Origin of the sequence: Micromonospora sp. DT231, from assembly GCF_049847025.1 — a bacterium.
Classification (GTDB): domain Bacteria; phylum Actinomycetota; class Actinomycetes; order Mycobacteriales; family Micromonosporaceae; genus Micromonospora.
Genome location: NZ_JBNCNO010000013.1, coordinates 1 through 26309, shown reverse-complemented (window position 1 = coordinate 26309; position 26309 = coordinate 1). Strand labels below are relative to the sequence as shown.

Annotated in this window: 23 protein-coding genes and 1 riboswitch; of the genes, 11 read left to right on the top strand and 12 right to left on the bottom strand. The window is 72.8% G+C overall.

The features are described from left to right. Positions 1-4: 4 nt before the first annotated feature. Positions 5-631, bottom strand: coding sequence for a DUF47 domain-containing protein (locus ACPXBU_RS27235; RefSeq protein ID WP_053655020.1), 627 nt, complete (start codon positions 629-631; stop codon positions 5-7). Positions 632-759: 128 nt separating this feature from the next. Continuing rightward, the gene (locus ACPXBU_RS27230; protein WP_393369756.1) at positions 760-1701 is read right to left on the bottom strand and encodes a PPK2 family polyphosphate kinase; all 942 of its coding nucleotides are present in this window, start codon (positions 1699-1701) and stop codon (positions 760-762) included. Positions 1702-2041: 340 nt separating this feature from the next. On the opposite strand from ACPXBU_RS27230, the gene sigJ reads away from it, so the two are divergent. Continuing rightward, positions 2042-3007, top strand: a complete 966-nt coding sequence (gene sigJ / locus ACPXBU_RS27225; protein WP_425760236.1) for an RNA polymerase sigma factor SigJ — start codon at positions 2042-2044, stop codon at positions 3005-3007. A gap of 16 nt (positions 3008-3023) precedes the next feature. Here sigJ and ACPXBU_RS27220 read toward each other — a convergent pair whose 3' ends face one another. Continuing rightward, the gene (locus tag ACPXBU_RS27220; RefSeq protein ID WP_393369750.1) at positions 3024-3530 is read right to left on the bottom strand and encodes a DUF402 domain-containing protein; all 507 of its coding nucleotides are present in this window, start codon (positions 3528-3530) and stop codon (positions 3024-3026) included. 143 nt (positions 3531-3673) lie between these two features. On the opposite strand from ACPXBU_RS27220, the gene ACPXBU_RS27215 reads away from it, so the two are divergent. Next, positions 3674-5836 (top strand): ATP-dependent DNA helicase, encoded by a 2163-nt coding sequence (locus ACPXBU_RS27215; RefSeq protein WP_425760235.1) that lies wholly within the window; start codon positions 3674-3676, stop codon positions 5834-5836. Positions 5837-5852: 16 nt separating this feature from the next. On the opposite strand, the gene ACPXBU_RS27210 is transcribed toward ACPXBU_RS27215, so the two are convergent. Beyond that, the gene (locus tag ACPXBU_RS27210) at positions 5853-7217 is read right to left on the bottom strand and encodes an AI-2E family transporter (protein WP_425760234.1); all 1365 of its coding nucleotides are present in this window, start codon (positions 7215-7217) and stop codon (positions 5853-5855) included. Positions 7218-7323: 106 nt separating this feature from the next. On the opposite strand from ACPXBU_RS27210, the gene ACPXBU_RS27205 reads away from it, so the two are divergent. Beyond that, positions 7324-7662, top strand: a complete 339-nt coding sequence (locus tag ACPXBU_RS27205; RefSeq protein ID WP_355027574.1) for a GroES family chaperonin — start codon at positions 7324-7326, stop codon at positions 7660-7662. A gap of 93 nt (positions 7663-7755) precedes the next feature. Further along, positions 7756-7923, top strand: coding sequence for a hypothetical protein (locus tag ACPXBU_RS27200; RefSeq protein WP_357253742.1), 168 nt, complete (start codon positions 7756-7758; stop codon positions 7921-7923). A gap of 24 nt (positions 7924-7947) precedes the next feature. On the opposite strand, the gene ACPXBU_RS27195 is transcribed toward ACPXBU_RS27200, so the two are convergent. Then, on the bottom strand, positions 7948-9429 hold the full coding sequence (locus ACPXBU_RS27195; RefSeq protein WP_393369742.1) for a PrsW family intramembrane metalloprotease: 1482 nt from the start codon (positions 9427-9429) through the stop codon (positions 7948-7950). 23 nt (positions 9430-9452) lie between these two features. Further along, positions 9453-9573: riboswitch (SAM riboswitch) on the top strand. Positions 9574-9619: 46 nt separating this feature from the next. On the opposite strand from ACPXBU_RS27195, the gene ACPXBU_RS27190 reads away from it, so the two are divergent. Continuing rightward, positions 9620-10885 carry an aminotransferase class V-fold PLP-dependent enzyme gene (locus ACPXBU_RS27190; protein ID WP_425760233.1) on the top strand — a complete coding sequence of 422 codons (1266 nt, stop codon included), beginning with the start codon at positions 9620-9622 and terminating at the stop codon, positions 10883-10885. A 14-nt stretch (positions 10886-10899) separates the two neighbouring features. On the opposite strand, the gene ACPXBU_RS27185 is transcribed toward ACPXBU_RS27190, so the two are convergent. After that, positions 10900-12102: an FUSC family protein gene (locus tag ACPXBU_RS27185; protein WP_425760395.1), complete on the bottom strand. Its 1203-nt coding sequence runs from the start codon at positions 12100-12102 to the stop codon at positions 10900-10902. 139 nt (positions 12103-12241) lie between these two features. Here ACPXBU_RS27185 and ACPXBU_RS27180 point away from each other — a divergent pair, with 139 nt between their 5' ends. Continuing rightward, complete coding sequence (locus ACPXBU_RS27180) at positions 12242-12904, top strand: HD domain-containing protein (protein WP_393369737.1); 663 nt, start codon at positions 12242-12244, stop codon at positions 12902-12904. Here ACPXBU_RS27180 and ACPXBU_RS27175 read toward each other — a convergent pair. Further along, positions 12870-13160 carry a DUF4031 domain-containing protein gene (locus ACPXBU_RS27175; protein ID WP_357570832.1) on the bottom strand — a complete coding sequence of 97 codons (291 nt, stop codon included), beginning with the start codon at positions 13158-13160 and terminating at the stop codon, positions 12870-12872. The two genes, ACPXBU_RS27180 and ACPXBU_RS27175, sit on opposite strands and share 35 nt — an antisense overlap. A gap of 68 nt (positions 13161-13228) precedes the next feature. Between ACPXBU_RS27175 and ACPXBU_RS27170 the strand changes: the two genes are divergently transcribed. Next, complete coding sequence (locus ACPXBU_RS27170; protein ID WP_393369734.1) at positions 13229-14629, top strand: FAD-binding oxidoreductase; 1401 nt, start codon at positions 13229-13231, stop codon at positions 14627-14629. 12 nt (positions 14630-14641) lie between these two features. Here ACPXBU_RS27170 and ACPXBU_RS27165 read toward each other — a convergent pair whose 3' ends face one another. Both ACPXBU_RS27165 and ACPXBU_RS27160 read right to left on the bottom strand, forming a co-directional pair. Continuing rightward, on the bottom strand, positions 14642-15175 hold the full coding sequence (locus tag ACPXBU_RS27165; protein ID WP_393369731.1) for a hypothetical protein: 534 nt from the start codon (positions 15173-15175) through the stop codon (positions 14642-14644). 88 nt (positions 15176-15263) lie between these two features. Further along, positions 15264-17078 carry a glycerol-3-phosphate dehydrogenase/oxidase gene (locus ACPXBU_RS27160; protein WP_393370451.1) on the bottom strand — a complete coding sequence of 605 codons (1815 nt, stop codon included), beginning with the start codon at positions 17076-17078 and terminating at the stop codon, positions 15264-15266. Between the two features lie 227 nt (positions 17079-17305). Between ACPXBU_RS27160 and ACPXBU_RS27155 the strand changes: the two genes are divergently transcribed. The 3 genes from ACPXBU_RS27155 to ACPXBU_RS27145 all read left to right on the top strand — a co-directional run bounded on the left by ACPXBU_RS27155 (position 17306) and on the right by ACPXBU_RS27145 (position 21212). After that, positions 17306-19906: a S8 family serine peptidase gene (locus tag ACPXBU_RS27155; protein WP_425760232.1), complete on the top strand. Its 2601-nt coding sequence runs from the start codon at positions 17306-17308 to the stop codon at positions 19904-19906. A 40-nt stretch (positions 19907-19946) separates the two neighbouring features. Then, a complete protein-coding gene (locus ACPXBU_RS27150; protein ID WP_425760231.1) occupies positions 19947-20885 on the top strand; it encodes a GNAT family N-acetyltransferase in 939 nt (312 codons plus the stop codon). Between the two features lie 78 nt (positions 20886-20963). Beyond that, a complete protein-coding gene (locus ACPXBU_RS27145; protein ID WP_425760229.1) occupies positions 20964-21212 on the top strand; it encodes a hypothetical protein in 249 nt (82 codons plus the stop codon). A gap of 56 nt (positions 21213-21268) precedes the next feature. Here ACPXBU_RS27145 and groL read toward each other — a convergent pair whose 3' ends face one another. From groL to ACPXBU_RS27130, 3 genes are all read right to left on the bottom strand, one after another. Further along, positions 21269-22891 (bottom strand): chaperonin GroEL, encoded by a 1623-nt coding sequence (gene groL, locus ACPXBU_RS27140; RefSeq protein WP_030490078.1) that lies wholly within the window; start codon positions 22889-22891, stop codon positions 21269-21271. 272 nt (positions 22892-23163) lie between these two features. Then, complete coding sequence (locus tag ACPXBU_RS27135; protein ID WP_425760228.1) at positions 23164-24261, bottom strand: hypothetical protein; 1098 nt, start codon at positions 24259-24261, stop codon at positions 23164-23166. Positions 24262-24524: 263 nt separating this feature from the next. Continuing rightward, on the bottom strand, positions 24525-24728 hold the full coding sequence (locus ACPXBU_RS27130; RefSeq protein ID WP_088950422.1) for a cold-shock protein: 204 nt from the start codon (positions 24726-24728) through the stop codon (positions 24525-24527). A gap of 394 nt (positions 24729-25122) precedes the next feature. Here ACPXBU_RS27130 and ACPXBU_RS27125 point away from each other — a divergent pair, with 394 nt between their 5' ends. After that, a complete protein-coding gene (locus ACPXBU_RS27125; RefSeq protein WP_425760226.1) occupies positions 25123-25653 on the top strand; it encodes a GNAT family N-acetyltransferase in 531 nt (176 codons plus the stop codon). Positions 25654-26309: the final 656 nt, after the last annotated feature.

The following is a 26309-nucleotide window of genomic DNA, read 5'->3' as shown; positions in this document are numbered from 1 at the left end:
CGGATCAGGACTCCTTGACCGCGATGGTCTCGACCGTGTTGGCCACGTGCTCGAAGGCGTCGCAGGCGGCCTCCAGCTCGTCGGCCACCTCCTTCATCTTCAGCACCGTCAACGCGTCGTACTCACCGGAGAAGAGGCGGACGAGCAACTGCCGGTTGATCCGGTCGCCCTCGTTCTCCAGCCGGTTGCACTCGATCCAGTAGTCCTCAAGATCCTTCATCGACTTGAGCCGGGGCATCGCGTCGGCGGTCAGCTTGGCCTGCTGGTCGAGCACGTTGACCATCTCGTGCAGCTCGCGGGGCAGCGCCGGCAGCTCGGTCAGCCCGTACAGGTAGAGCAGGTCGCCGACCGCTTCCAGGTGGTCCATCACGTCGTCGAGCAGCGAGCCCAGCCGGTAGATGTCCTCCCGGTCGAACGGCGTGATGAACGTCGAGTTGATCTTCTTGTAGAGGTCGTGGGTGATCTGATCGCTGTCGTGCTCGACCTCGGTCAGCCGCTCGCTCACGGACTGCACGTCCACGCCGGGCAGGGCCAGCTCGTTGAGCAGCGCGGTGCCTCGGACCAGGTTCTGCGCGGCCCTGGTGAAGAGCTCGTAGAAGGCGCCCTCGGTGGGGCGGAAGGAAAACTTCACAGCACAGACCTCGTCGCGTCGGTGGAAGGGTGGCGGCACCCGTCGGGCACCCGTCGGGTGAATGCTAGGAAACGCCGGAACCGCGAATTCGACGGCCCACCCCTGGCCAGGCGTCATTCACCGGTCGTTCATCTGCTGTTCATCTCGACCGTCCCACCCGCACCCACTCCCCCAGCGACCAACCGCTCCCGCTCACGATCGACATCGAAATCGGCAGCCGGATACCCCAGGTCGAGGGTGTCGAACGTCTCACGCAGCAGATGGGCCACCGCCCAGTCCCGGTACCACTTGCGGTCCGCCGGCACCACGAACCAGGGCGCGGCGTCCGTGCCGCACCGGCTGAGGGCCTCGGCGTACGCGGCCTGGTAGTCGTCCCAGTGCGACCGGGAGTCGACGTCGGAGGGGTTGTACTTCCAGTGCTTGCGCGGGTCGGTGAGTCGTTCCAGTAGGCGCTTGCCCTGCTCGGCGTACGAGATGTGCAGCATCACCTTGACCACTGTCGTCCGGCCCTCGGTCAACTCCCGCTCGAACGAGTTGATCTCGTCATAGCGGGCCCGCCAGGTCGCCTCCGGCACCAGCGAGCCGACCCGGGCGATCAACACGTCCTCGTAGTGCGAACGGTTGAACATCCCCACGTACCCCGGCGGCGGCAACTCCCGCCGGATCCGCCACAGGAAGTCGTGCCGCAACTCCTGGCGGGTCGGCGGCCCGAACGAGCGGATGTGCAGGCCCAGCGGGTTCATGGCGCCGGCCACCCGCTTGATCGTCCCGTCCTTGCCACCGCAGTCCATCGCCTGGAGCACCAGCAGGACCCGGCGTGCCGGCCGGTCCGACCCGGTCTTGGCCATCGCGTAGAGCATCTCCTGCTGCCGGCCCAGCTCGCCGCCGACCAGCTCCACCTGCTCCCGCGCCCAGGCCTTACGGTGCTCGCCGCGCCCCGCCGCGCTCGGCACGCCGGGCGTGGACCGCGGGTCGACCGCGCCCAGGTCCACAGGTGCGGTGACCCGCAGCAACTCCCGAACGGAACCGCCGTCCGGTGCCACGATCTGCCCTTGCTGGGGTGCGCTCATCCACGGATCATCGCCCAATCGCAGGCGATCCGCCCGCCGAGGCCCACCCCTCACCCCACCCCCGATCGCCACGGTCCGCAGGCCGGCCCGCCGCCGGGCACGGGGCTGCCGGCACCCCCGATCGCCACGGTCCGCAGGCCGGCCCGCCGCCGGGCACGGGGCAGCCGGCACCCCCGATCGCCACGGTCCGCAGGCCGGCCCGCCGCCGGGCACGGGGCAGCCGGCACCCCCGGTCGGCGCGGTCCACGGGCCGGCTCACCGCCGGACACGGGGCAGCCGGGGCGTCCGGTCGGCGGGAGGATGGACGTCAGGGTGGTGCCGGCGGGGAGGGTGGTGGGTCGTGCGGGATCTGGCGACTGAGTTCGAGGCCGAGCGGGGGCGGCTGCTCTCGGTGGCCCGCCGGATGCTGGGCAGCCGCAGTGAGGCGGAGGACGCCGTGCAGGAAACCTGGCTGCGCTACGCCAAGGCCCTCGCCGACCCGAGCGCTCGCGCCGAGATCCGCGAGCTGTCCGCGTGGCTGACCACCACCTGCGCCCGGATCTGCCTGGACGTGCTCCGCTCGGCGCGGGTCCGCCGCGAGGCGTACCCCGGGCAGTGGCTGCCGGAGCCGGTGGTGAGCCCGCTGGGCGCGGCGACGCCGATGGACGGCTACGCGCCCGACCCGGCCGAGCGGGCGGTCCGCACCGACCAGGTCGGCACGGCGCTGCTCGTCGTGCTGGAGCGGCTCGCGCCGGAGCAGCGGGTGGCGCTCGTACTGCACGACGTGTTCGCGGTGCCGTTCGCCCGGGTCGCCGACGTGCTCGGCACCACCGAGGTGGCCGCCCGTCAGCTCGCCCACCGGGCACGCCGGGCGGTCACCGCGCCGGACGTGCCCCGGCACACCGCGGACCTGGCCGAGCAGCGCCGGGTGCTCGAGGCGTTCGTCGCCGCCACCGAGTCCGGCGAGTTGGAGCAACTGCTCCAGGTGCTCGCGCCGGACGTGGTATTCGTCGGTGACTCGGGCGGGCACTACCCCTCGGCCCGCCAGCCGGTCGTCGGCGCGGACGCCGTGGGCCGCTTCACGCTCGGCCTGTTCGGCCGGACCGGCCGGTACGCCGACCGGGTGCGGGCCCGGCTCGTGCTCGTCGATGGCGCGCTCGGCCTGCAGATGGAGACCGTGCACAGCGACGGGCGTCCGATCCGCCTGGTCACCGTCTTCGCGGTGGACCAGGGCCGGATCACCGCCATCTACAACCAGATCAACCCGGAGAAACTGGCCGACCTGCCCCCGCTCGGCGACGACGACGGCTGGCCACCGCGCTGGTGACCCGGCCGGCGCGGAGTCAGACCACCAGGCCCAACCACTTGCGGTACGAGGTGGCGAACGGCTCGGTGCCGTCGCCGAGCGCTCCGAACAGTCGCTGGGCGGCGGCCTCGGCCTCGACCACCACGTCGTCCGGGTAGCCGAACCGGGCCCGGTGCTCGGCGAACTCGTCCTCGTCGAGCAGCTCCACCAGGCCGGTGGCGCGACGCCGAACGACGTCCAGGTCCAGGTCGATCAGGTGGACCGTATCGTCGGACTCCCAGCGGGCCGGGGTGGTGATGTCGCAGTAGACCTCGCTGGTGCGCGGCGGGGGGTTGAACATGGCCGTCCACCAGGCACGGTGTGGCACCAGCAGAACGAAGGGGATCTTCTCCACCGACGGGCGGCCGTGGTAGACCGACTCGGTGCCCTGGGGCACGCCGAGCCAGATGCCGAGGTCGTCCTCGGTGAGCCGGCGGGCCGGGTAGTCGCGGTGGGCGCTGCCGTCGTACTTGCGGTAGATCACTCGGACCATGTCGCTCGGCATGATTCGCACCCTAACCGATACTGCCCACCCGTCGTAGCGTGGCGGTAACCGGGCGGCGCGGCCGCGACGACAGGCGTGGCCGGCAGCGCGCCACGCGGCGGAGGGGCACGGCCGGTGTCGGCCGCGCCGGGTACCGTCGCACGGTGACTCCGCCCCGCACCACCACCGGTTCCGCCACTCCGTCGGCCCGCGCCAAGGGCCGGCGGCGGGGTGCCCGGCCCAGCGGCACGGAGCTGCTGGCGGCGGCGGTCGGCGCGGTGCCCGGCGGCGCGGAACGCCCCGGCCAGCTGCAGATGACCACGGCGATCGAGGAGTGCGTCGCCGGCGGCGAGCACCTGCTCGTGCAGGCGGGCACCGGCACCGGCAAGTCGCTCGCCTACCTCGCGCCGGCGCTCACCGTGGACGGCCCGGTGGTGGTCTCCACCGCCACCCTGGCGTTGCAGTCGCAGCTCGTCGACCACGACCTGCCCCGGCTGGCCGACGCGGTCGAGCCGGTGCTCGGCCGTCGGCCCACCTTCGCGGTGCTCAAGGGTCGCCACCACTATCTCTGCCTCGCCCGACTGGACAACTCCACCGAGGAGGAGCCGGAGGACACCCTCTTCGACGCCCCCGCGGTCCGTCCCGGGGGCGGCACGAAGTGGCTCGGTGAGGCGGGCCGGTTGGGCAAGCAGGTCGAGCGGCTGCGCGACTGGGCCGAGCGGACCGCCACCGGCGACCGGGACGAGCTGGACCCGGGCGTCGACGACCAGGCCTGGCGGCTGGTGTCGATGCCGGCCCGGGAGTGCGTCGGGGCGACCCGCTGCCCGTTCGGGCAGGAGTGCTTCGCCGAGGCGTCGCGGGCCCGCGCCCGGGAGGCCGACATCGTGGTGACGAACCACAGCCTGCTCGCGGTCGACATGCTCGCCGACCGGCACATCGTGCCGCCGCACAAGCTGCTCATCGTCGACGAGGCGCACGAGCTGGCCGACCGGGTCTCCTCCGCCGCTCAGGCGGAGCTGGTGCCGGAGCTGATCGACCGGACCACCCGGCGGGCCCGTACGCTGCTGCGGCCGGAGACCGCCGAGGCGCTCACCGCCGCCGGCGACGCGCTCGCGGTCGGGCTGGCCGAGGCTCCGGCCGGGCGGATCACCGCCGGGTTGCCGACGCCGCTGCGGGAGGCGTGCACGCTGCTCGACGCGGCGACCCGCGCCGCCCTGGACGCCATCGGCGACGTCAAGTCCGACGATCCCGACCCGGTCCGCAAGCAGCAGGCCAAGGCCGCCCTGGACGAGCTCTCCACGACTGCCCAGCGGCTGCTGGAGGAGGCCGACCACGACGTGGCCTGGGTGGAGAAGAACGACAGCGGCAGCCGCCGGGCGCTCGTGGTCGCGCCGCTGTCGGTGGCCGGCACCCTCGCCACCCACCTGTACGACGAACGCACGGTCGTCGCCACCTCGGCGACGCTGGCGTTGGGCGGTCGGTTCGACACGGTCGCCCGCGCCCTCGGGTTGGACGCGCCGCCGCCCGCACCGCCGACCCCCGCCGCGGCCGCACAGGCTGCCCGCACCGGCCCGGGTCGCCCGGTCGCCGAGTCCCCCGGCCGTCGGCTCGCCGGCGACGCCGCCCCGAACGCCGTCGTACCGGCCACCGAGGGCCCCGGTTGGCGCTCACTCGACGTCGGTTCGCCGTTCGACTACGCCCGGCAGGGCATCCTGTACGTCGCCGCGCACCTGCCCCGCCCCAGTGTCTCCGGGCTGCCCGACGCCGCCGGAGAGGAGTTGCTCGCGCTGGTCGAGGCGCTCGGTGGTCGTACCCTCGGGCTTTTCTCCTCTCGGCGGGCCGCGCAGCAGGCGGCGGAGCTGGTGCGCGCGCGGACCGACCTGCCGGTGTTGTTGCAGGGTGAGGAGGCGCTGCCGCTGCTGGTCCGCCGCTTCCGCGAGGAGCGGGCGAGCTGCCTGTTCGGCGTGATGTCGCTCTGGCAGGGCGTGGACGTGCCGGGTGACGCCTGCCAGCTCGTCGTCATCGACCGGCTGCCCTTCCCGCGCCCGGACGAGCCGTTGGCGGCGGCCCGTGCCGCGGCCGTGGACGCCGGCGGCGGTTCCGGCTTCTCCGCGGTCAGTGTGCCGATCGCGGCGGTACGACTGGCCCAGGGCGTGGGCCGGCTGATCCGGGCGACCGGCGACCGGGGTGTGGTCGCGGTGCTCGACTCCCGGCTGGAGACGGCCCGTGGCTATGGGCCGTTCCTGCGCCGCTCACTGCCGCCGTTCTGGTACACGACCCGCCCCGAGGTGGCCCGCGGCGCCCTGCAACGCCTCGCCAAGTCCTGACGCGTCCTGGCGCGGGTCAGGGTGCCTGGGCGGCGACGACCACGGCGTCGGGCGGGGTGTCCGGGACCCTCCGGGCGGCGAGCCGGCGCACCGCGGTGTTCAGCACCGCGATGAGCGGCACGGAGACAAGCGCTCCGGTGATGCCGGCGAGGACGACACCGGCGGCGATGCCGATGATCACCGCGAGCGGGTGCAGAGCGACCGCTCGTCCCATGATCAGCGGCTGGAGGATGTGGCCCTCCACCTGCTGCACGAGGATCACTGCTCCGAGGATGATCAACGCGATACCCGGGCCGCTGTCGACGAGTGCCACCAGCACCGCCACGCCACCGGAGAGCGCCGCGCCGACGATCGGGATGAACGCGCCCAGGAAGACGAGCGCGGCGAGCGGGAAGGCGAACGGGATGTCGAAGATGACCAGGAAGATGCCGATGCCCACCGCGTCGATGAAGGCCACCAGGACCGTGGCGCGTACGTAGGCGACGAGCGTCTGCCAGGAGGCGCGGCCCGCGTCGTCGACCTTCCACCGGGCGGCCACCGGCAACAGCCGGACCACGAAGCGCCAGATCCGGTTGCCGTCGCGCAGGAAGAAGAACGTCGCGAAGAGCACCAGGAGCGTGCCGGTCAGCACCTCGGCAAGCGTGGCGGCGGTGCTCAGGGCACCGCTCGTGAACCGTGAGGTGTTGTTGTTGATCCAGCTCTGCGCCTCGTCGATGTAGCGGTCGAGCTGGGTGTCGGAGAGGTGCAGCGGACCTGTCTTGAGCCAGTTCTGGATCTGCCGGACGCCCTCCGAGGACTTCTCGCTCAGCTCCGGCACACCTCGGATGAACTCGTTGACCACGAGCGTCAGCGTGCCGATCACCGCGACGAGACCGCCGACCAGCACCACCGCCGTCGCCAGCGACCGGGGCAGTCGAGCCCGCAGCAGCCAGCCCACCGCCGGCGCGAGCAGCGCGGAGAGCAGCAGCGCGATGGCCAGCGGAATGATCACGATCTTGACGGTGCTGACGACCCTGACCAGCGCCCAGGCCACCACACCGATCACGATCAGCCGCCAGCACCAGGCGGCGGCGATCCGCAGTCCGTGCGGGACGTCGGCGTCGTCCCGGCTGGAGGTCGAGCTGTGCAGGTCCACCGGAGGTTCCGCGCCGTAGACCGAGGCGCTCGGCGGTGCGGTCGGCCCCGGCACGGCCGGCGACGCCACCCGGGCGGCGTCCGACACGTCATCCAACTCGTTGGCCGAAATGCCCTCGTCGGCGGGGGCCGACTCCTGTCGTGCCTGGTAGGCGCGACGAAGCCGCCCGCGTACCCGCTCGAAGCGGCTCAAGCGCACCTCCTGGCAGTGAAACCGGCCCGCCAACGGCGACAGGTCGGAGAGCATACGTCCGTCCCGGACACCGTAGGGCAGTTCCGCCACACAATGCCCAGACCACCACCGGCGTAACCACCGGCGGACCCGCCGTCGGCCACACGGTAGCGTCTGCGGCGTGACCGCCGACAATGATCTGGACGCCGGCCTGCCGATTCGCCTGCTGCACGATCGCGTGCTGGTGCGGATGGAGGGCAGCGAGGGCGAACGCCGCTCCACCGCCGGCATCGTCATCCCGGCGACCGCCCAGGTCGGCAAGCGCCTCGCCTGGGCCACGGCGGTAGGGGTGGGGCCGAACGTGCGCGCCATCGTCTCCGGCGACCGGGTGCTCTTCGACCCGGACGACCGCTCCGAGGTCGAGCTGCACGGCCGCGGGTACGTGCTGCTGCGGGAACGCGACGTGCACGCGGTGGCCGCCGAGCGGATCGAGAACGACCCCACCGGCCTCTACCTCTGACGCACCTCCCCCGGCCACCACGCCGCCCCGCGCATCGTTTGCCCAGCCGCACGACGGGAAGCCATCCGGCGACCGTGGCCCTGGGGAGGGACGATGCCAGTATTCGTGAAGAAGCTGTTGACCTGGGGCAGTGTCGCGTTCCTGATCTACTTCATGGCCTTCCGGCCGGACGGCGCCGCGCAGATCTTCAAGGCCATCGGGGGCGCGCTGATGGCGATGTTCCAGGGCTTCGGTGACTTCCTCACCTCCCTGATGACCTGAGACCGCCGGCCGGGGCGCCTGCCGTCAGGGGTGACCCGGCGGCCACGGCGGCGCCGAGCGCGGACCGGCCCAGCCGGGCGGGCCATAGCCCACCGGAGGCGGTGGCGCGGGGGCCAGCACCACCGGGATCGGCACCACCGGCTCGTCCGGGGCGTCCACCGGACGCTGGGTGCCGTCCGGGAAACGCAGGTGGTAGCGGCTGCCGTCCCAGATCCCCGTCGGGGCCTGCGGGTCGCGGCCGACGAAGAACGACCGGTACGCACCGATCGCGTCCAGCAACTCCCGTTCCTCCCGCGCGGTCCGTTCCTGGTCGGCGGGCTTGCGGTCCAGGCCACGAAGCGAGCCGTCGCGCAGCAGGGCCAGTCGGGTGGCCGCGGACTGGTAGCCGCGCATCGCCCGCACCCCGGCGTCGCCGGCCACCCGCCGCGCCCAACTGCGGGCCGCGTGCCGCCGGCCGAGACTGCTCAGCGCGGCCACCTCGGGTGGGCTCAGCCACCCGGCGCGTACGTAGTCCGGCAGGGTCCGCTCGGTGAGCCTCCCCTCCCAGGCGCGCAGCCACACCGCGAGACCCACCATGCCGAAGAAGACAGGCACCATCAGGCCCAGGAAGCCGTACAGCATGATCACCGCCTCGCCGGTGGCCTGGGTCAGCGTGGGCAGCAGGTTCCACGTGCCGTGCAACATCATCGCCAGCAGCAGCCCGCCGATCGGGGCGAGAACCCGGACCCGGCGGTCCGCCGTCCGGGCCGCGATGCCGAGCCCCACACCTGTCATCGAGGTGAAGAGCGGGTGGGCGAACCCGAACAGCAGGATCCGCAGGATGAAGATCCCGATGACCTGGTTGATGCCGGTCACCGGGCCGTACCGGTCAGCTCCGGACGCGTAGCCCAGACCGCCCAGGTAGAGGATGTTCTCCACCATCGCGAAGCCGACCGCGGACAACCCGCAGTAGACCAGGCCGTCGGTGATCCCGGACCACTCCCGCCGGCGGAACACCAGCAGCAGGATCGGGCCCAGCGCCTTGGTCAGCTCCTCGATGAACGGCGCCACCAGCACGCCGGTGAGCGCGTCGGGCAGCCCCCAGTCGGCGAACAGCCCGGCGGCGAAGTCGTTGACCGTGAGCGAGGCGGCGGTGGAGACGAACGCTCCCCAGGCGAAGCAGAAGATCAGATATTTCAGCGGCTCGGGTTCGTACCGGTCCAGCCAGAGGAAGCAGGCGACGAGCACCGGCACCGGCAGGATGGCGGCGGCCACCCCGATCACCAGGGCCTGGACGCCGAGCGACCGGCCGAGCGTGAAGACCATGTACACCGCGCAGGCGGCGATGAGCAGCACCACCGCGGCCAACGCCAGGAACCGCCGCCAACCGAGCCGGCGCAGCGGCATCCGGGGCGCCTGGCCGACGGACGGGGCCGCGGGCGCGGGCGACGGCGGCAGGGGCGTACCGGGCGGGGTGTCGGCCATGCGGTCAGCGTAGCCATCCGCCGCCGGCTGGTCCGGTCGCATCGGTTGCCGCTATGCTGCCGGGAGGTCACGAGTGCCAGCGTTCAGCCCCGGCTTGCTGGCCGGCAACCCTCGTCGAGTTCGCGGTGGGGTGCCCCGGGTGATGACCGGGCCCAGCCCGATCGGTGTGCTGGGCAAGCGCGGACCCCGTCCCGATGCCGCACCCGGGGTCCCTGACCCCGGAGGTTCCGGCGTGCCCGTCACCCTCGTTCCCTCGCTGCCCACCCTGCCCACCGTCGCGCCCGCGTCGGTGCCGCTCGACGTCCTCGGCGTGCCAGGTGAGATCAACCTGGACTACGCGGCGACCGCACCGTGCGCGCGGGCCGCCGCCGACGCGGTGTCCGAGCTACTGCCCTGGTACGCGAGCGTGCATCGCGGCGCGGGCGCGCTGTCGCGGCGCTGCACCCTCGCGTACGAGCAGGCCCGGCAGACGGTGGGTGACTTCTTCGGCGTCCGCGCCGACGATCACGTGATCTTCACCCGCAACACCACCGACGCGCTCAACCTGCTGGCCCGGTCGCTGCCGGCCGGCACCACTGTGGTCACCTTCGCGGGCGAGCACCACGCCAACCTGCTGCCCTGGCCACGCGGTTCGGTACGGCTGCCCGTCCCCGCCGATCCCGCCGGGGCGGTACGCGACCTCGCCGCCGCCCTCACCGAGCTGCGCCGGGGCAGCAACCCGGCGCTGCCGGTGCTGGTCGCGGTGACCGGTGCGAGCAATGTGACAGGTGAGCGGTGGCCGGTCGCCGAGTTGGCCCGGGTGGCACACCGGCACGGTGCCCGGATCGTGCTCGATGCCGCGCAGCTCGCCCCGCACGCCCCGGTCGACCTTCTCGCGCTCGACGTCGACTACCTGGCCGTGTCCGGTCACAAGCTGTACGCGCCGTTCGGTGCGGGTGTGCTGATCGGCCGGGCGGACTGGCTGGACGCCGCTCCGCCGTACCTGGCGGGTGGGGGCGCCACCAGCCACGTCGGCCCGGCCACCCACGACGTGACCTGGGCAAGCGGTCCGGCCCGACACGAGGGTGGCACCCCGAATCTGCTCGGCGCGGTCGCGCTGGCGGCCGTGTGCGCGGCGCTCGGCGCGGCCGACCGGGTCGCGCTGGCCGCCCGCGAGCAGGCGCTGCTGGCGCGACTGCGCACCGGTATCGAGGCGCTGCCGCACGTGGTGGAGCTGCGCACCTTCGGCCCGGACGCGCCCCGGGTGGGCATCGTCTCGTTCGTGGTCGCCGGCTGGGACTCCGCCGACGTGGCCGCGCGGCTGGCGACCGCGCACCGGATCGGCGTACGCGACGGGTTGTTCTGTGCCCACCCGCTGGCCCGGCGGCTGCTCGCCGAGGCGGCGGGGCGTACCGGCCGACGGGACCTGCCGCCCACGGCGTTACGCGCCAGCATCGGCCTGGGCAGCACCGTCGAGCAGGTGGACCTGTTGCTCGCCGCGCTCGCCGAGCTGGGCTGAGGCGCGGTAGACGGTCAGCCGACGGGCGGGGCGGTCGGCGGTTTCGGCGCCTCGCCCGGCTCGGCCGGCTCACCCATCGGGCGTTCCTGCTCCCCGAAGGCGGTGCGGATCCACCGGTTCGCCTCCTCCTGTTCGATCCCGGAGGCCACCAGCAGGTCGCTGGCGGTGGTTCGGATCTGGGCGACGACCACGCTGCCGGAGAAGCCGACGCCGGCGCCGTACGCCCGGCCGGCCTCGCTGACGGCACGCAACGACCGTTCCCGGGCCTTCTCCGGTTCCTCACCGGCGGCGAACTCGTGTTTGAGCAGCCGGACCGACTCGGCGAGGTGGCCGATCGCGTCCGGCATCGGATCGGGCACCGGCTCCTCGTCCTCGATCAACGTGACGGACCGACGGATCAGCGTGCCGGTGTTGCGCATCGCCCGGTCGATCGGGTCGGCCGCCTCCGCGTAGTGGATCAGTTCGCTGCGGCGGTGCCAGCGGGCCGGGGAGAGGGTGGCGGTCTCCTTCGCCCCCTCGATCGCCTCGGCCAACGTGGCCAGTTCCTCCTTGTTGTTGCGCAGCCGGTCCAGGGCCCGCTGGACGGTGGCGCGGTCCCGGCCGCGTAACCCGTCCGCGGTGGCGTCGAGCTGGGCGGCGAGCAGGTCCAGCGCTGGCCGGGCGGCCCGGTTGATCACCCGGAGCGGGTTCAGCGGCAGCAGCACGGCGGTCACCAGGAGCGCGACTCCACCACCGAGGAAGGCGTCCACGAAGCGCGGGATCTCCAGATTCTGGGTGGACGGGCTCAGCGTCACGATCAGCACCGCCGTGGCCGCCGCCTGGATGACGATGGCGACGCTCGCCCCGGCGAAGATCGTGAACAGGATCGCGACGGTGACCACCAGGCCGAGCTGCCAGGCCCCGGTGCCGAGCAAATAGATCAGGAAGTCGCCGATGGCCACCCCGATCCCCACCCCGACGATCAGCTCGATGGTCCGGCGGAACCGCTGACCTACCGACGCGGCGAGGGTGCCGACCGCGGAGATCGGCGCGAAGACCGGTTGCGGGTTGCCGAGCACCTTGTGCGAGATCAGGTACGCCAGCCCGGCGGCCAGCCCCGCCTGCACGGCCAGGCCGCCGGCCATCCGCACCCGGTGCAGCCGGTCGTGCAGGGTGGCCCGGCCCCGATCGCGCAGTTGCTCGGTGGCCTCGGCGATCCGTGCGCCGTCGACGTCCACCAGCCCGTCGCGCAGCGCGGTACGTCGCACCACTGGTGGTCGCTTGTCCCGGGCCACGGCCATGGGCGCGACTACCCGGGACGGGCCGGCTGAATCCTTCCGCGTCGCGCGCCGTGCCCGGATGCGGCAGACTCGGCCGGTGGCCGATCTGCTCAAGCGGTGGCGGGCGGCAGCCCGGGGTGCTGGTGCGAAGCCGGGTGCGGGGTGGACCCGGGCCGGGGAACTGCTGCTCGAGAGGTGGCAGGAGCCGCACCGGCAGTACCACACGGTCGCTCACCTGACGGCTGTGCTCGACGTGGTGGACAGGCACGCCGAGCTGGCCGACCGACCCGACCTGGTCCGGCTGGCGGCCTGGTGGCACGACGCGGTCTACGACCCGCGGGCCACGGGTGACGCCAACGAACAGGACAGCGCCGCGCTGGCCGAGAGCGTGCTCAGCGGGCTCGGGGTGCCGGTGGCCACGGCGGCCGAGGTACGCCGGTTGGTGCTGCTCACCGCCGGCCACGTGGTGGGTCCGGACGACCGGGACGGCGCGCTGCTCTGCGACGCGGACCTCGCCGTGCTGGCCGCGCCCCCGGCGGCGTACGACAGGTACGCGACGGCGATCCGACGGGAGTACGCGCACGTGCCGGAGCCGGCCTTCCGGGCTGGACGGGCGGCGGTGCTGGCCGGCCTGCTGGCGCTGCCCGCGCTGTTCCGGCTGCCGCCGCTGGCGGCCCGCTGGGAGGAGCCGGCCCGGGGCAACGTGCGCCGCGAACTGGCCACGCTCACCGCTGCGGTGCCGCCGACGGGCGAGGGCTGACCAGGTGCTTCGGGCGGCGCAGGTCGGCGGCGCGGAGCAACCGGACCAGCTCCCGGCTCGGCACCACCTGGGCGCCGAGCCACACCGCCGCCGCGAACCGGTCGGCGGGGATGTCGTAGTGGTCCCGGTCGAAGCCGCGCCGGGGCGCGCCGAGCGTCTCGGCGAAGGCGTGCAGCTCGGCGTACGAGACGTCGCTGATCAGGTGTGACCAGAGCCGCCCGCGCCACGGCCAGGCCGGCCGGTCCAGGTAGAGCATGACGTCCAAGCTATCCCGCGTAGTTGATCACGTTGATGATCGGCTGCCGGCGACCTAGCCTCGGTTTCATGGCCCCCACCACGCTCCTGGACGATCTCCGCGCCGCGCTCGGTGCCGACGCCGTGCTCACCGACCCGGACCTGCTGCGCATGCACGAGCGGGACGAGGCGGACCTGTGCGCGGCCGGCACCCCGCTCGTGGTGACCCGTCCGCGCAGCACCGAACAGGTGGTCGCGGTGGTCCGGGCGGCGGCGCGACACGGCGTACCCGTGGTGCCGCAGGGCGCGCGGACGGGGCTGGCCGGCGCGGCGAACGCGGTGGACGGCGCGGTGGTGTTGAGCACCGTCGCGATGGACGAGATCCGGGAGATCGACCCGGTGAGCCGGATCGCTGTGGTCCAGCCGGGAGTGGTCAACGCGGCGCTCGCCGGAGCGGTGGCCAAGCAGGGGCTCTGGTACCCACCCGACCCCGGCTCCTGGGAGTCGTCCACGATCGGCGGCAACGTGGCCACGAACGCGGGCGGCATGTGCTGCGTGAAGTACGGGGTGACCACCGAGTACGTGCTTGGCCTCGAGGTGGTGCTCGCCTCGGGTGAGGTGCTGCGCACCGGCCGGCGGACGGCCAAGGGGGTGGCCGGCTACGACCTGACCCGGCTCTTCGTCGGCTCGGAGGGCACCCTCGGGGTGATCACCGAGGTGACCGTGGCGCTGCGACCGGCCCCGGCCGAGTCGTTGACCCTGGTGGCGGTCTTCGGCTCCACTGCGGCGGCCGGCGCGGCGGTGGCCGAGATCGCGGCCCGTGGGCTCACCCCCAGCCTGCTGGAACTGCTGGACCAGACCCACCTGCGGGCGATCGAGGCGTACCAGCCGATGGGGCTGCGGACCGACGCGCAGGCCCTGCTGCTGGCCGCCGCGGACACCGGCAGCCGGGCAGCCGACGACCTGGCCGCCCTGGCCGAGGTGTGCGCGGCGGCCGGCGCCGACGAGGTGTACGCGGCCACCGACGCGGTGGAGGCCGCGGCGCTGTTGCAGGCCCGGCGGCTGGCCCACCCGGCGATGGAGAAGTTCGCGGCCGACGCCTACCCGGGCGGCAACGGCGGTCTGGTGATCGACGACGTGGCGGTGCCGCGCGGCTCGCTCGCCGCGCTGCTGGACGGGGTGGCCCGGATCGCCGTGGAGTGCGAGGTGCCGATCGGCGTGGTGGGGCACGCCGGGGACGGCAACATGCACCCGAACATCGTGGTCGACCGGGCCGACCCGGTGAGCGTGGAGCGGGGCCGGCGGGCCTTCGACGAGATCATGCGCCTCGGTCTGGACCTGGGCGGCACCTGCACCGGCGAGCACGGGGTGGGGCTGCTCAAGCGGGACTGGCTGGCTCGGGAGATCGGGCCGGTCGGCGTCCGGGTACACCAGGCGATCAAGTCGGCGCTGGACCCGGCTGGTCTGCTCAACCCGGGCAAGGTGCTCTGAGCTGGTGTGGCGTCAGCCCTTGACCTCGGCCGGGGTCGCCTGGGTGAGCAGCAGCAGGATCTCCCCGGCGACCGGCGTGCGCTCCTCACCCGGGCAGTCCTGTGAGGTGATCAGCCCGGTCGAGGTGAGCAGGCTGGACGTGAGCGCGTCGATGCAGGTGCTGCGGTATCTCCGGGCCTGGTCGGTCTCGTCGGCGAGTGCCGGGTTGGCCAACAGCACCTGGAGCCGTTCGGTCAGCTCCGGGGCGAGGGTGCCCCGGGAGGTGACCCCGTCACCGGCGCAGTCGAGGCACTGCCACGCGCCGTCGCGTTCGACGCTCAGGGTGCGCAGTGGGCCGTCCTCGCCGAGCCGCTGAATCAGGCTGACCTGGCCGACGGCGACCGTGGTGGGGATCTCCAACTGCGCGCCGCCACCGGCCGAGGCGGACGGTTGTGCCGCCGGATTGCCGCGCGGCTCCCGGTCGAACAGCGAGCACCCGGTCAGGGCACCAACGACGACGGCGGCGAGGACCGGTAGAAGGAGACGAGGGTGCGCGCGGAGAAGCACGCGCGGAAACCTACCCCACCGTAGGTAGCGTTCGAAACCACCATCCGGGCCGGTATCGATGGTTACCCATCGGTAACGTTACAATTCGTCACCTAGCGGACGGCCGTAGCTCAGCCTGATCGTCGCCGCCCCGGTCGGCCGCGAAACCCCTGACGTCCGGAGCGCCGAGCCGGGCCGCGTCCGCCGCCGCGTCGTCAGGCATCAACTGCGACTGCCGCTCCGCCTCCACCCGTGCGCGGTAGTGCTCGACCTCCCGGGCCCGAGTCGCCGCGTCCCAGCCGAGCACCGCGCCCATCAACTCGGCGGTGTGCTCCGCCGACTCCAACCCCCGGTGGCTGGTCTCGAACGAGATCCGGGTCCGCCGGGTCAGCACGTCCTCCAGGTGCAGCGCACCCTCGGCCCGCGCCGCGTAGGCGACCTCCGCCGTCAGGTACTCCGGCGCACCGGCCAGCGGAGACGCGAGCAGCGGATCGGCGTCGATGAGCGCCAACAGGTCCAGGGTGAGGGTGCCGTACCGCTCCAGCAGATGCTCCACCACGCCCACCGGCACACCGTGCCGGCGGGCCAGGTCGGCCCGGTCCCGCCACATCGCCGGGTAACCGTCCGCACCGAGCAACGGCAGATCGGCCGTACGCGACGGGCGGGTGCCGCCGAGCCGGCGGGCGGCCCGGTCGACCACGTCGGACGCCATCACCCGGTACGTCGTGTACTTGCCACCGGCCACCAGCAGCAGCCCGAGCATCGGCTCGAAGACCGCGTGCTCACGGGAGAGCTTCGAGGTCGAGTCGGCCTCGCCGGCCAGCAACGGGCGCAGCCCGGCGTACACCCCCTCGATGTCGTCCGTGGTCAACGGCCGGTCCAGCACCGTGTTGACCTGCTCCAACAGGTAGTCGATGTCGCGGGCCGAGGCGGCCGGGTGGGACCGGTCCAGCCGCCAGTCGGTGTCCGTCGTGCCGATGATCCAGTGCCCGCCCCACGGGATGACGAAGAGCACCGACTTCGCCGTCCGCAGGATGAGCCCCGTCTCGCCGGTGATCGCCGAGCGGGGCACCACCAGGTGCACCCCCTTGGAGGCACGCACCCGGACGCCGGGCCGCAGGCCCACGTCGTTGAGCATCCGCGACATGTCGTCGCTCCACACCCCGGTGGCGGCGATGACGGTACGGGCGTACACCTCGAACTCCGCGTCCGGCGAGCCCTGCGGCGCCTCCAGGTCGCGCACGCGTACGCCGGTCACCTCACGCGCCTGCCGGATCAGCCCGACGGCGCGCGCGCTGCTCACCACCGTGGCGCCGAGGCTGGCCGCGGTACGGGCCAGCGTGACCACCAACCGGGCGTCGTCGACCTGCCCGTCGTAGTAGCGGATCGCCCCGGCGAGCGCGTCGGGCCGCAGACTCGGGAAGATCCGCCGTGCGCCCTCCCGGGTGAGGTGCCGGTGCAGGGGCATGCCGCGGCCGCCGCCGAAGATCCCGGCGAAGGCGTCGTAGGCGGCCACCCCCGCGCCGTAGTACGAGCGGCGGAGGATCCGGGCCGGCAGGTCCCGCAGGCCCCGCCCGGCCGGCAGCGGCACCATGATCGGCACCGGGCGTACCAGGTGCGGCGCGAGCCGGGTGGCCAGCAGCCCGCGCTCGGTGAGCGCCTCGTGGACCAGGTGGAACTCCAACTGCTCCAGGTAGCGCAGGCCACCGTGGATGAGTTTGCTGGACCGGCTGGAGGTGCCGGCGGCAAGGTCACGCGCCTCGACCAGCGCCACCTTCAGGCCCCGGGACGCCGCGTCCAGGGCGGCCCCCGCACCGGTCACCCCGCCACCAATGACCAGCACGTCGAAGCGCTCGGCGCGCAGCCGCCGCAGGTCGGACGCACGGCGGACCGGCGAGAGCTGACCGGCGACGGATCGGGAGATATTGGGGTCACGCACCCGTCCACCGTAACCGCCATGCCACCGTGTCGACATTCGCCGCCCGGCCGTCGCCCGGTTCGATGATCAGTTCCAGCCGCCGCTCCCACTCCTCGATCAGGTGATGAAAAGTAGGTGTCAGCGGCGCTCCAGACCTATTTCTCATCACTTGATCACCGCACGGCACGTCGACGCGGAGCGGGAACCGTTCATCGTGGTCGTAAGGTTCTCGGATGCACGGTCACCCCGCGTACCCCGGAGTCAGCGACCGCAGTTCCCCATGGCCGGTCGTCGCGGCCGTGTTCGTCGGCTGCTGGACGGTCGCGGTCACCGTGGCCACCCAGACCGGTGGCTGGCTGACCGACCAGTTGCTGCTGGGCTTCGGGCGGGACCGGGTCGGCTGGCTCTGGCCGGTGCTCGGCCTGGCCGCCGTCGTGCTGGTGGGCACACCCGCCCTGCTGCTGGCCATGCTGCCCCGCTCCACGACGGTCCGGGCCACCGGGCGGCTCTGGCTGACCGCCGCACTCGTCCTCGGGGTGCTCACAGTGCTGCGGGTCGTGCCGCCGGTGCACCACGAGGCGTACCTCGCCGCGCTGGCCGGTGTCGCATTGCTCGGCGCGCTCGCCGTGCGCCGGTCGGCGCGCCGGGCGGCGTACCCCGCAGCGGCCGGCGCTGTCGGCGGCCCGGCGCCCACCGACGACGGCGACCCCGCGCGGCCCGGGACCGCCGGAAGCCGCGACGCCACCCGGCCCGAAGTGACCGGAGACCGCGACCCGGCCCGGCCCGAGGCCACCGGAGACCGCGACGTCACGCGGCCCGGGGCCACCGGGAACGCGGAGCCGGTCAGGTGGTCACGGCGGCTCGGCGCGGTGCCGCTGCTCGCGATTGCCGCCGGGTTGGCCCTGCTGCTGCCGTGGGCCTGGTTGGGTGCGCTCGGTGGCCTGCTGGAGACGGCGCTCGCGCTGCTGGCGGCGGCCGCGCTCGGGGTGCTGGCCGCGACCCTGCTCGACGCCACCTTCTGGTCCCGGTTCGCGGTCGGCCGACCGCCCCGGCCGGCTCGGCTGGTGGTGGTCGGCGGCCTGGTCGCCGGGGTGGCGCTGCTGCTGGTCGCGGCCGGTACCGGCCAGTCCGGCGCGCAGTTGCCCGCACTGCTGACCCTGCCACCTGCGGGTTTCGCCCTGGCCGCGCTCTGGGCCGCGACGTGGCGGCCCACCGCCGACCCCGCCGACGCCGCGCGCGCCGGCCGATCGGCGACCGGCTGGCTGGTGGGCCTGGCCGTGCTCGGCCCGCTGGCCTTCACCGACCCGGAGGAGATCACGCTGCTGCTGGTCGGCACCCGCGACGTCCCGTTCTGGGTGGCGGCCGCCGCCGGCGTCGGGCTCGCCGTCGCGGTCCTGGTCGCCATCGGGTACGCGGTGCTGCTCGCCCGGCCGACGGCACGCACCCCGAGCCGTCGGGTCGCGGCGGTGGCGGCCGTGGTGCTGCTGGTGGCGTTCGGCGTGGTCGACCTGGGCCCCGGCCAGCCCGGCCTGTACGGCGAGCGGCTGTTCGTGGTGCTGCGCGCACAGGCCGACCTGACCGGACTGCCGGCCGGGCAGCCGGGTCGGGCCGGGCGGGACGCCCGCGCGGCGGAGGTCTACCGGCGGCTGGTGACGACCGCCGAGCAAAGCCAGGCCGACCTGCTGCGGGGGCTGAACCGTCTGCGACTCGACCCGGTGTCGTACTACCTGGTCAACGCGGTCGAGGTGGACGGCGGCCCGGCGGTGCGGGCCCGGCTCGCCCGCCGGCCGGAGGTGGCCCGGGTACTTGTCAGTCAGCGCCTGCGCCCGCTGCCGGCCCCGGCCGGGCAGAGCCGGGGCAGTGCGCCAAAGCCCACCGGCCCGGAGTGGAACATCCGCCAGATCGGCGCCGACCGGGTGTGGTCCCAGCTCGGGGTGACCGGCACCGGCGTCGTGGTCGGCAGCTCCGACTCGGGTGTGGACGGCACCCATCCGGCCCTGCGCGCCGGTTTCCGTGGCGGCGACGACTCCTGGTACGACCCGTGGGACGGCACCCGGAGCCCGACCGACCAGGGCGGGCACGGCACCCACACGGTGGGCAGCGCGGTCGGGCGGGACGGCATCGGGGTGGCACCGGACGCGCAGTGGGTGGGCTGCGTCAACCTGGACCGCAACCTGGGCAGCCCCGCGCACTACCTGGACTGTCTCCAGTTCATGCTGGCGCCCTTCCCGGCCGGGGGCGACCCGTTCACCGACGGTCGTCCGGAGCGTGCCCCGCAGGTGCTCACCAACTCGTGGGGCTGCCCGCCGATCGAGGGCTGCGACAGGGGTGTGCTGCGGCCGGCCACCGCCGCGCTGGACGCCGCCGGGATCTTCGTGGTCGCCGCCGCCGGCAACACCGGGCCGTGGTGCGCGTCGATCGACGACCCGCCGGCGCCGTACGCCGACGTGCTGACGGTGGGCGCGGTGGACGACCAACGCCGGGTCGCGGAGTTCTCGTCGCGCGGTCCGGTGCCAGGGGCTGCGGGTAAGCCGGACGTGTTGGCCCCCGGTGTGGGTGTGGTGTCGGCGATGCCGGGCGGCACGTACGCGGCGCTGGACGGCACCTCGATGGCGACCCCGCAGGTGGCGGGGGTGGTCGCGCTGATGTGGTCGGCGAACCCGGCGCTCGTCGGCGACGTGGACCGCACCCGGCAGATCCTGCGGGACACCGCGACGGAGGCGACGCCCACCTACCGCTCCGACAGTCCCTCCGACGCCTGCGGCGGCCCGTCGAACGTCACCGGCTCGGGCCAGGTCGACGCCTACGCGGCCGTTCAGGCCGCCCGGCGGTGAGGTACGCGGACCGGCGCCCGGTGATCTAGGGTCGGCGACCATGGACGCCGAGATCACCGTCACCGAACTGACCCCCGACCTGGCCACCACCGTGGCGCGGCTCTGCGAGCGGGCCCTCGACCTGCCCGAGGACGCCGCCGAGGCGGCCGAAATCGTGGACGTCCTCTGGCCCCGGGCCGCCGCCGCCGACCGCCCGGTGGTGGGGCTGGGCGCGTACCGGGGTGCGGACCTGGTCGGGGTGCTGCTCTGCTCGGTGTCGTCGACCGAGCCGGGTACCGGGCACGTGGACCTGGTCGCCGTCCTTCCGGAGCACCGTCGCCGGGGCGTCGGCCGGGCACTGCTGCGGCAGGCCGAGCGGGTGCTGGCCGATCGTGGGGCGACGGAGGTGCTGCTGGCCGGGAACCCGCCGTACTACGCGTGGCCGGGCATCGACGTCCGCTACACCCCCGCGGTCTGCGCCGCCCTCGCGCTGGGCTACCAGCAGGACCGGACCGCCTGGAACATGACCGCGGACCTGTCGTACGACGGGTCGCCGGCACTGCGCGCCACCGAGGCGGCCGAGCGGCGGCTGGCCGATCAGGGCGTCACCGTACGCCGGGCGGAGCCGGCGGACCTGCCGGCGTTGACCGCGTTCGCCCGGTCCACCTTCGGTGGCACCTGGGACGGCGAGCTGGCCGGATCGGTGGGGCGGGACGGCGCCGGTTGTCACCTCGCGGAGCGGGGCGGAGAGATGCTCGGCTTCGCCGCGTACGGGTCGTCCCGGCCGAGTTGGTTCGGGCCGATGGGCACCGCGCCGGCCGCCGAGGGGTCGGGCATCGGTGGTGTCCTGTTGCGGCGCTGCCTGGCCGACCAGCGGGCGGCGGGGCTGACCCGGGCGGAGATCGGCTGGGTGGGGCCGGTGCCGTTCTACTCCGGCAGCGCGGGTGCCCGGATCGAGCGGGTCTTCTTCCTGTACCGGCGGGCCCTGCCGCCGGCGTAACCGGGGCAAAAAGTGTATTGGGTCATTCGCCCGCGTCGGCCATCGACGCCCCCTACCGTTTTGGTAGAGGAGGCAGCCATGACCACGGATGACGACCAGACCGAGGACGGCCCGCCGATCACCTGGAAACCGATCGGCGAACTCCCCGGCCAACTGCCGTTCGACCGGCTCGACTACGGCGACGCCGAGCAACTGGCCGAGATGACCACCGACGACGAGTCGGCGGTCATCGAGGAGCCACGGGAGATGGTGGACGCGCCGATCCAACTGCTTCCGCCGTACAGCCGGGCGCAGAAGCGGCGCAACCAGCGCCCACTGCCGACCTGACGACGAACGGGGCGGACCGCGTCAGCGGCCCGCCCCGTTCGGTGTCGGAACTGGACTCAGAAGTCCATGTCCCCGCCACCCGGGCCAGCCGGGGCAGCCGGGGTCTTCTCCGGCTTGTCCGCGACAACGGCCTCGGTGGTGAGGAAGAGCGCCGCGATGGAAGCGGCGTTCTGCAGCGCCGAGCGCGTCACCTTGGCCGGGTCGATGATGCCCGCGGCCAGCAGGTCGACGTACTCGCCGTTGGCGGCGTTGAGGCCGTGACCCGCTTCGAGGTTACGAACCTTCTCCACCACGACGCCGCCCTCGAGGCCGGCGTTGACGGCGATCTGCCGCAGCGGGGCGTCCAGCGCCACCTTGACGATGTTCGCACCGGTGGCCTCGTCGCCGACCAGGTCGAGCTTGTCGAAGGCGGTCTTGCCGGCCTGCACCAGCGCGACGCCACCACCCGGGACGATGCCCTCCTCGACGGCGGCCTTCGCGTTGCGAACGGCGTCCTCGATGCGGTGCTTGCGCTCCTTGAGCTCGACCTCGGTGGCCGCGCCGACCTTGATGACCGCAACGCCGCCGGCCAGCTTGGCCAGCCGCTCCTGCAGCTTCTCCCGGTCGTAGTCGGAGTCGCTCTTGTCGATCTCGGCCCGGATCTGGTTGACCCGGCCCTGGATCTGCTCGGCGTCACCGGCACCGTCGACGATCGTGGTCTCGTCCTTGGTCACCACGACCTTGCGGGCGCGGCCCAGCATGTCGAGGCTGGCGGCGTCGAGCTTGAGGCCGACCTCTTCGCTGATGACCTGGCCACCGGCGAGGATGGCGATGTCGGTCAGCATGGCCTTGCGGCGGTCACCGAAGCCCGGCGCCTTGACGGCGACCGACTTGAAGGTGCCACGGACCTTGTTGACCACCAGGGTGGCGAGGGCCTCGCCCTCCAGGTCCTCGGCGATGATCAGCAGCGGCTTGCCCGACTGCATGACCTTCTCCAGGATCGGGAGCAGGTCCTTCACCGACGAGATCTTGCTGTTGGCGATCAGGATGTACGGGTCGTCGAAGACGGCCTCCATACGCTCCGGGTCGGTCATGAAGTAGGCCGAGATGTAGCCCTTGTCGAAGCGCATACCCTCGGTGAGCTCCAGCTCCAGCCCGAAGGTGTTGCTCTCCTCGACGGTGATGACGCCTTCCTTGCCGACCTTGTCCATCGCCTCGGCGATGATCTCGCCGACGGTGCTGTCGCCAGCGGAGATGGAGGCGGTGGAGGCGATCTGCTCCTTGGTCTCGACGTCCTTGGCGAGCTTCGACAGCTCCTCCGAGACGCTCGCGACCGCGGCCTCGATGCCCCGCTTCAGGGCCATCGGGTTGGCGCCGGCGGCCACGTTACGCAGGCCCTCGCGAACCAGGGCCTGGGCCAGGACGGTCGCCGTCGTCGTGCCGTCACCGGCAACGTCGTCGGTCTTCTTGGCGACCTCCTTGACCAGCTCAGCGCCGATCTTCTCGTACGGGTCCTCGAGCTCGATCTCCTTGGCGATGCTCACACCATCGTTGGTGATGGTGGGGGCACCCCACTTCTTCTCGAGCACGACGTTGCGGCCCTTGGGGCCGAGGGTCACCTTTACGGCGTCGGCGAGCTGGTTCATGCCCCGCTCGAGGCCGCGGCGCGCCTCTTCGTCGAACGCGATCATCTTGGCCATACGGCGTTGTCCTCCTGGACACTCACGGGCCACCCGAGATGTGTGCCCCGGATGGGCCGCCTGGTGTACGCACCTTGGGACGTCGCCACCTGGCGACGACGACGTCCTTCGGCCGGGCCGGATAGCCCGCGACGACCGGCCATGTGTCGCCCCGGCGTCTCCACGCCGGTGCAACCTGGCCCCACCGTCCCGACCATTGGCACTCACGGTATGCGAGTGCCAATGACTTGTTTAGCACTCTCCCCTGCCGAGTGCAAGCACGATGCCGCCGCTCAGCCGAGTTCCGCGGCCAGTCCAGCGGTGTTCACCGGCGCCTCATGGGCTCGCTGCTCGGCGTACGTCACCAGCAGACCGATCATCTGGGCGAGGTGGGCGGGCAGCGCCAGCACGGCGGTGACCCCGATCACCGCCACCACCCCGGCGGCCGTACCCGGCGACCTGAGGGGATCGGTGCCGAACAGGGGGGTGCCCGCCCCCTCCAGGGCACCGGTGATCACGTTGACGACGATGACCGCCAGGGCCACCAGAGCCACCCGACCGAGCAGGAGGCCGAGTCGGTCGTGGAACATCCGGAACGACCGGCCGATGGGGTCGCGGCGTTCGAAGAGATAGACCGGGCCGGCCATGCTCAGCGCGAACGTCAGATAGATACCCGGCAGCACGCAGCAACAGAAACCGACGCCGGCGATCAAGCTGATCAACAGGGTCCAGCCCCAGAGCCCGAGTGCCCGACGGACGCCGTACCGCAGCGCCGATTCCAGGTTGCCCGGCTGACCGGACGCCTGCTGCGTGATCACCCAACTGCCGGCGGCCCACCCGATGGCCTGCACCAGCCCGAGCAACAGGCTGCCGCCGATCCCCACCGCGAGGAGACCCGCCAGATCGACGCCGAAGGTGTCCGGCAGCACGGGATTCGGGTCCGCCCCGACCTGGGCTTCCCATCTTGAGGTCGGGTCGAGGCCCAGGGCGATCACCGCGAGCACGGCCGCCGGCAACACCTGGGTGAGCAGCATGATGGGCACCAACTGCCGCCAACTGCGGCGCAACGCTCCCAGACACCTGTTGAACCAGCCGGCCAGGCCGGCGCCGCGGGGAGTGACAAGGGGGTCGTTCGGGTCGAATCCGTAATCCGGCGGGTACCAGCCAACCGGCGACCCCGGATACCAGGGCACTGCACCGTAGGGACCCGACCCGGGCGGGTAGCCGCCGGTGGGCGGGAACGTCCAACCCGGCGGCGGCGCACCCCAGGCGCCCTGCGCCGGATCCCAGCCGGGCGGCGGGCCGACCGGAGGTACGCCCGGCCGCAGCTCGGATGGCGTCTCCGGAGTCAGGCCGGAACTGCCGTACGGCACGGTCGGATCGGACGGCACAGCCGGATCGGACGGCACGGTCGGATCGGACGGCACAGTCGGATCGGACGGCACAGTCGGATCGGACGGCACGGTCGAATCGGACGGCACAGCCGGCACGGTCGGATCGGACGGACCCGGCTCCCCCGGCCCGGAGGGTGGGGTGGGCGGGGGCCACTGGTCAGTCATGAACGCTCCTCAGCATTGGCTGGAACGGCCACGATCTTCCCGGTTGTGCGCCCGTGTCGCAGCCCCGACGCGCGGAGCCGATCAAGGAGGAAAGCTCAGGCGATGACGCGTACGTGCTCGGCCTGCGGGCCCTTCTGACCCTGGGCGATCTCGAACTCCACCCGCTGGCCGTCGTCCAGCGCCTTGTAGCCGTCCATCTCGATCGCGGAGAAGTGAACGAACACGTCCTGACCGCCGTCGACGGCAATGAATCCATAGCCCTTTTCGGCGTTGAACCACTTCACGGAGCCCTGTGCCACGGTGCACTTCCCTCACTATGCGCGGCGTTGCCTGACCTGGCGCACGGCACGGCCGGACGCCCACCGGCCACCACCCTCAGCGATCGATGGCGACCATTGAAAAAGGTGACCGAAATCGCACGCTACACGAGGAGTGACAGCCGCGCACGGCCGCAGATCGGGCATATTCCGGGGCGATCGGACTGCGCCTGTCGGCCGACTTCTCGATCCACCGGATCCATGTCGGCGATTGCCCGACACAGCTCCCGGAAGCCCCGCCGCCGCGCCAGCGGGCGGACCGGGCCGCCGGACGCCGCACCACCGGGCCGCCGGGAACGGGGACGGGCCGTGACGCCGGGCCACCGGGAGCGGGGACGGCCGTGACGGCCGCCGGCCCTGTGGTAGGCATGCGGGCATGACCACCGATACGGGCGCGACGTCCCTACGGCAGGCGGAGATCCGCCGGGTCCGGCCGGAGGACGCCGCCCGGATGCGGGCACTGCGTCTGGAGATGCTCGCCGACGCGCCGTTGGCCTTCCTGGAGACCCTGGCGGATGCGGCGGCCCGGCCGCACACCGAGTTCGCCGCCCGGGTCGCGTACACCTCGGCCGGCCCCGGCAACGCGCAGTTCATCGCCGACCCGGGTGGCCGGCTCGTCGGGCACGCCGGTGGCACGGTCTCGCACAACGAACCCGGGCTCACCGTGATCTACGCCGTCTACGTCACGCCGGCCTGGCGGGGCAGCGGACTGCTCGGCGAGCTGATCGACGGGGTGGCCGCCTGGTCCCGTGCCTGTGGCCGATTGGAGTTGCTGCTGGAGGTGGTGGTCGGCAACGACCGTGCCTACCGCGCCTACCAACGGTTGGGCTTCACCGACACGGGCGTACGCGTCCCCCACCCCACCGTCCCAGCCCTGACCGAACTACAAATGCGCCGAAAGGCCTGACCAGCCGAACCATCGCGTTGGGCCGGGCCGCGATGATCGCGCTCGAACCAGGATGTCAACGCCGTTGCGTTAGGGCGAGCGGTTGTTCGTCAATGGGCACTCTCTCGCTGATCATGCTGTTGTGCCGGGTGGTCTTGTCCTTCGACCCAGGGTGGTCGGCCAGAGGTACGTGGGGTGCCGGTCGACGGGGCCGGCTCTGCCTGTCCGGGGGTGGTCGGGGAATCCTTTGCTCTGCACCCGCGGGCGCGACGGCTACGGTCTGCGACCGGTGCCTATTGGGGTGCAGAGCAAAGGGGGCGACTCGTGCACCGTGCCCGAGGGGCAGTTGGTGATCGAGGTCGTGCCTGGCCGGCGCAGCGCCACCGCAACCACGTTGAGATCCAGGACAACACCGTCGCTGTAGGCGGGACCATTGCTCGTCAACCGCGCCGCCTCGCCGACCACGAAGCTGTGGCCTGCAACAGAACGCCCGTAAAGCCCCAAACCCAGCACCAAGACTAGGTGATTGCCAGGCTCGGACTGCCCCTGCTCCGCGATCTTGCACTTTCTGTCGCGACAGGCGGGCTCAACTGGTGGTTGCAACACCCTTCCGTGATCTTCGTTGGGGTGGTTATGGCGTCGAGGTTGAGCCCGCTGGAGCGGGAGCAGATCGGGTT

What these genes read in the sequence shown, in the direction of transcription:
- ACPXBU_RS27230 (WP_393369756.1), bottom strand. Translation starts at nt 1,701, where the DNA reads ATGAGCGCACCCCAGCAAGGGCAGATCGTGGCACCGGACGGCGGTTCC.
- ACPXBU_RS27220 (WP_393369750.1), bottom strand. Translation starts at nt 3,530, where the DNA reads ATGCCGAGCGACATGGTCCGAGTGATCTACCGCAAGTACGACGGCAGC.
- ACPXBU_RS27210 (WP_425760234.1), bottom strand. Translation starts at nt 7,217, where the DNA reads ATGCTCTCCGACCTGTCGCCGTTGGCGGGCCGGTTTCACTGCCAGGAG.
- ACPXBU_RS27200 (WP_357253742.1), top strand. Translation starts at nt 7,756, where the DNA reads ATGCCAGTATTCGTGAAGAAGCTGTTGACCTGGGGCAGTGTCGCGTTC.
- ACPXBU_RS27195 (WP_393369742.1), bottom strand. Translation starts at nt 9,429, where the DNA reads ATGCGACCGGACCAGCCGGCGGCGGATGGCTACGCTGACCGCATGGCC.
- ACPXBU_RS27175 (WP_357570832.1), bottom strand. Translation starts at nt 13,160, where the DNA reads ATGCTCTACCTGGACCGGCCGGCCTGGCCGTGGCGCGGGCGGCTCTGG.
- ACPXBU_RS27170 (WP_393369734.1), top strand. Translation starts at nt 13,229, where the DNA reads ATGGCCCCCACCACGCTCCTGGACGATCTCCGCGCCGCGCTCGGTGCC.
- ACPXBU_RS27155 (WP_425760232.1), top strand. Translation starts at nt 17,306, where the DNA reads ATGCACGGTCACCCCGCGTACCCCGGAGTCAGCGACCGCAGTTCCCCA.
- ACPXBU_RS27150 (WP_425760231.1), top strand. Translation starts at nt 19,947, where the DNA reads ATGGACGCCGAGATCACCGTCACCGAACTGACCCCCGACCTGGCCACC.
- ACPXBU_RS27145 (WP_425760229.1), top strand. Translation starts at nt 20,964, where the DNA reads ATGACCACGGATGACGACCAGACCGAGGACGGCCCGCCGATCACCTGG.
- groL (WP_030490078.1), bottom strand. Translation starts at nt 22,891, where the DNA reads ATGGCCAAGATGATCGCGTTCGACGAAGAGGCGCGCCGCGGCCTCGAG.
- ACPXBU_RS27125 (WP_425760226.1), top strand. Translation starts at nt 25,123, where the DNA reads ATGACCACCGATACGGGCGCGACGTCCCTACGGCAGGCGGAGATCCGC.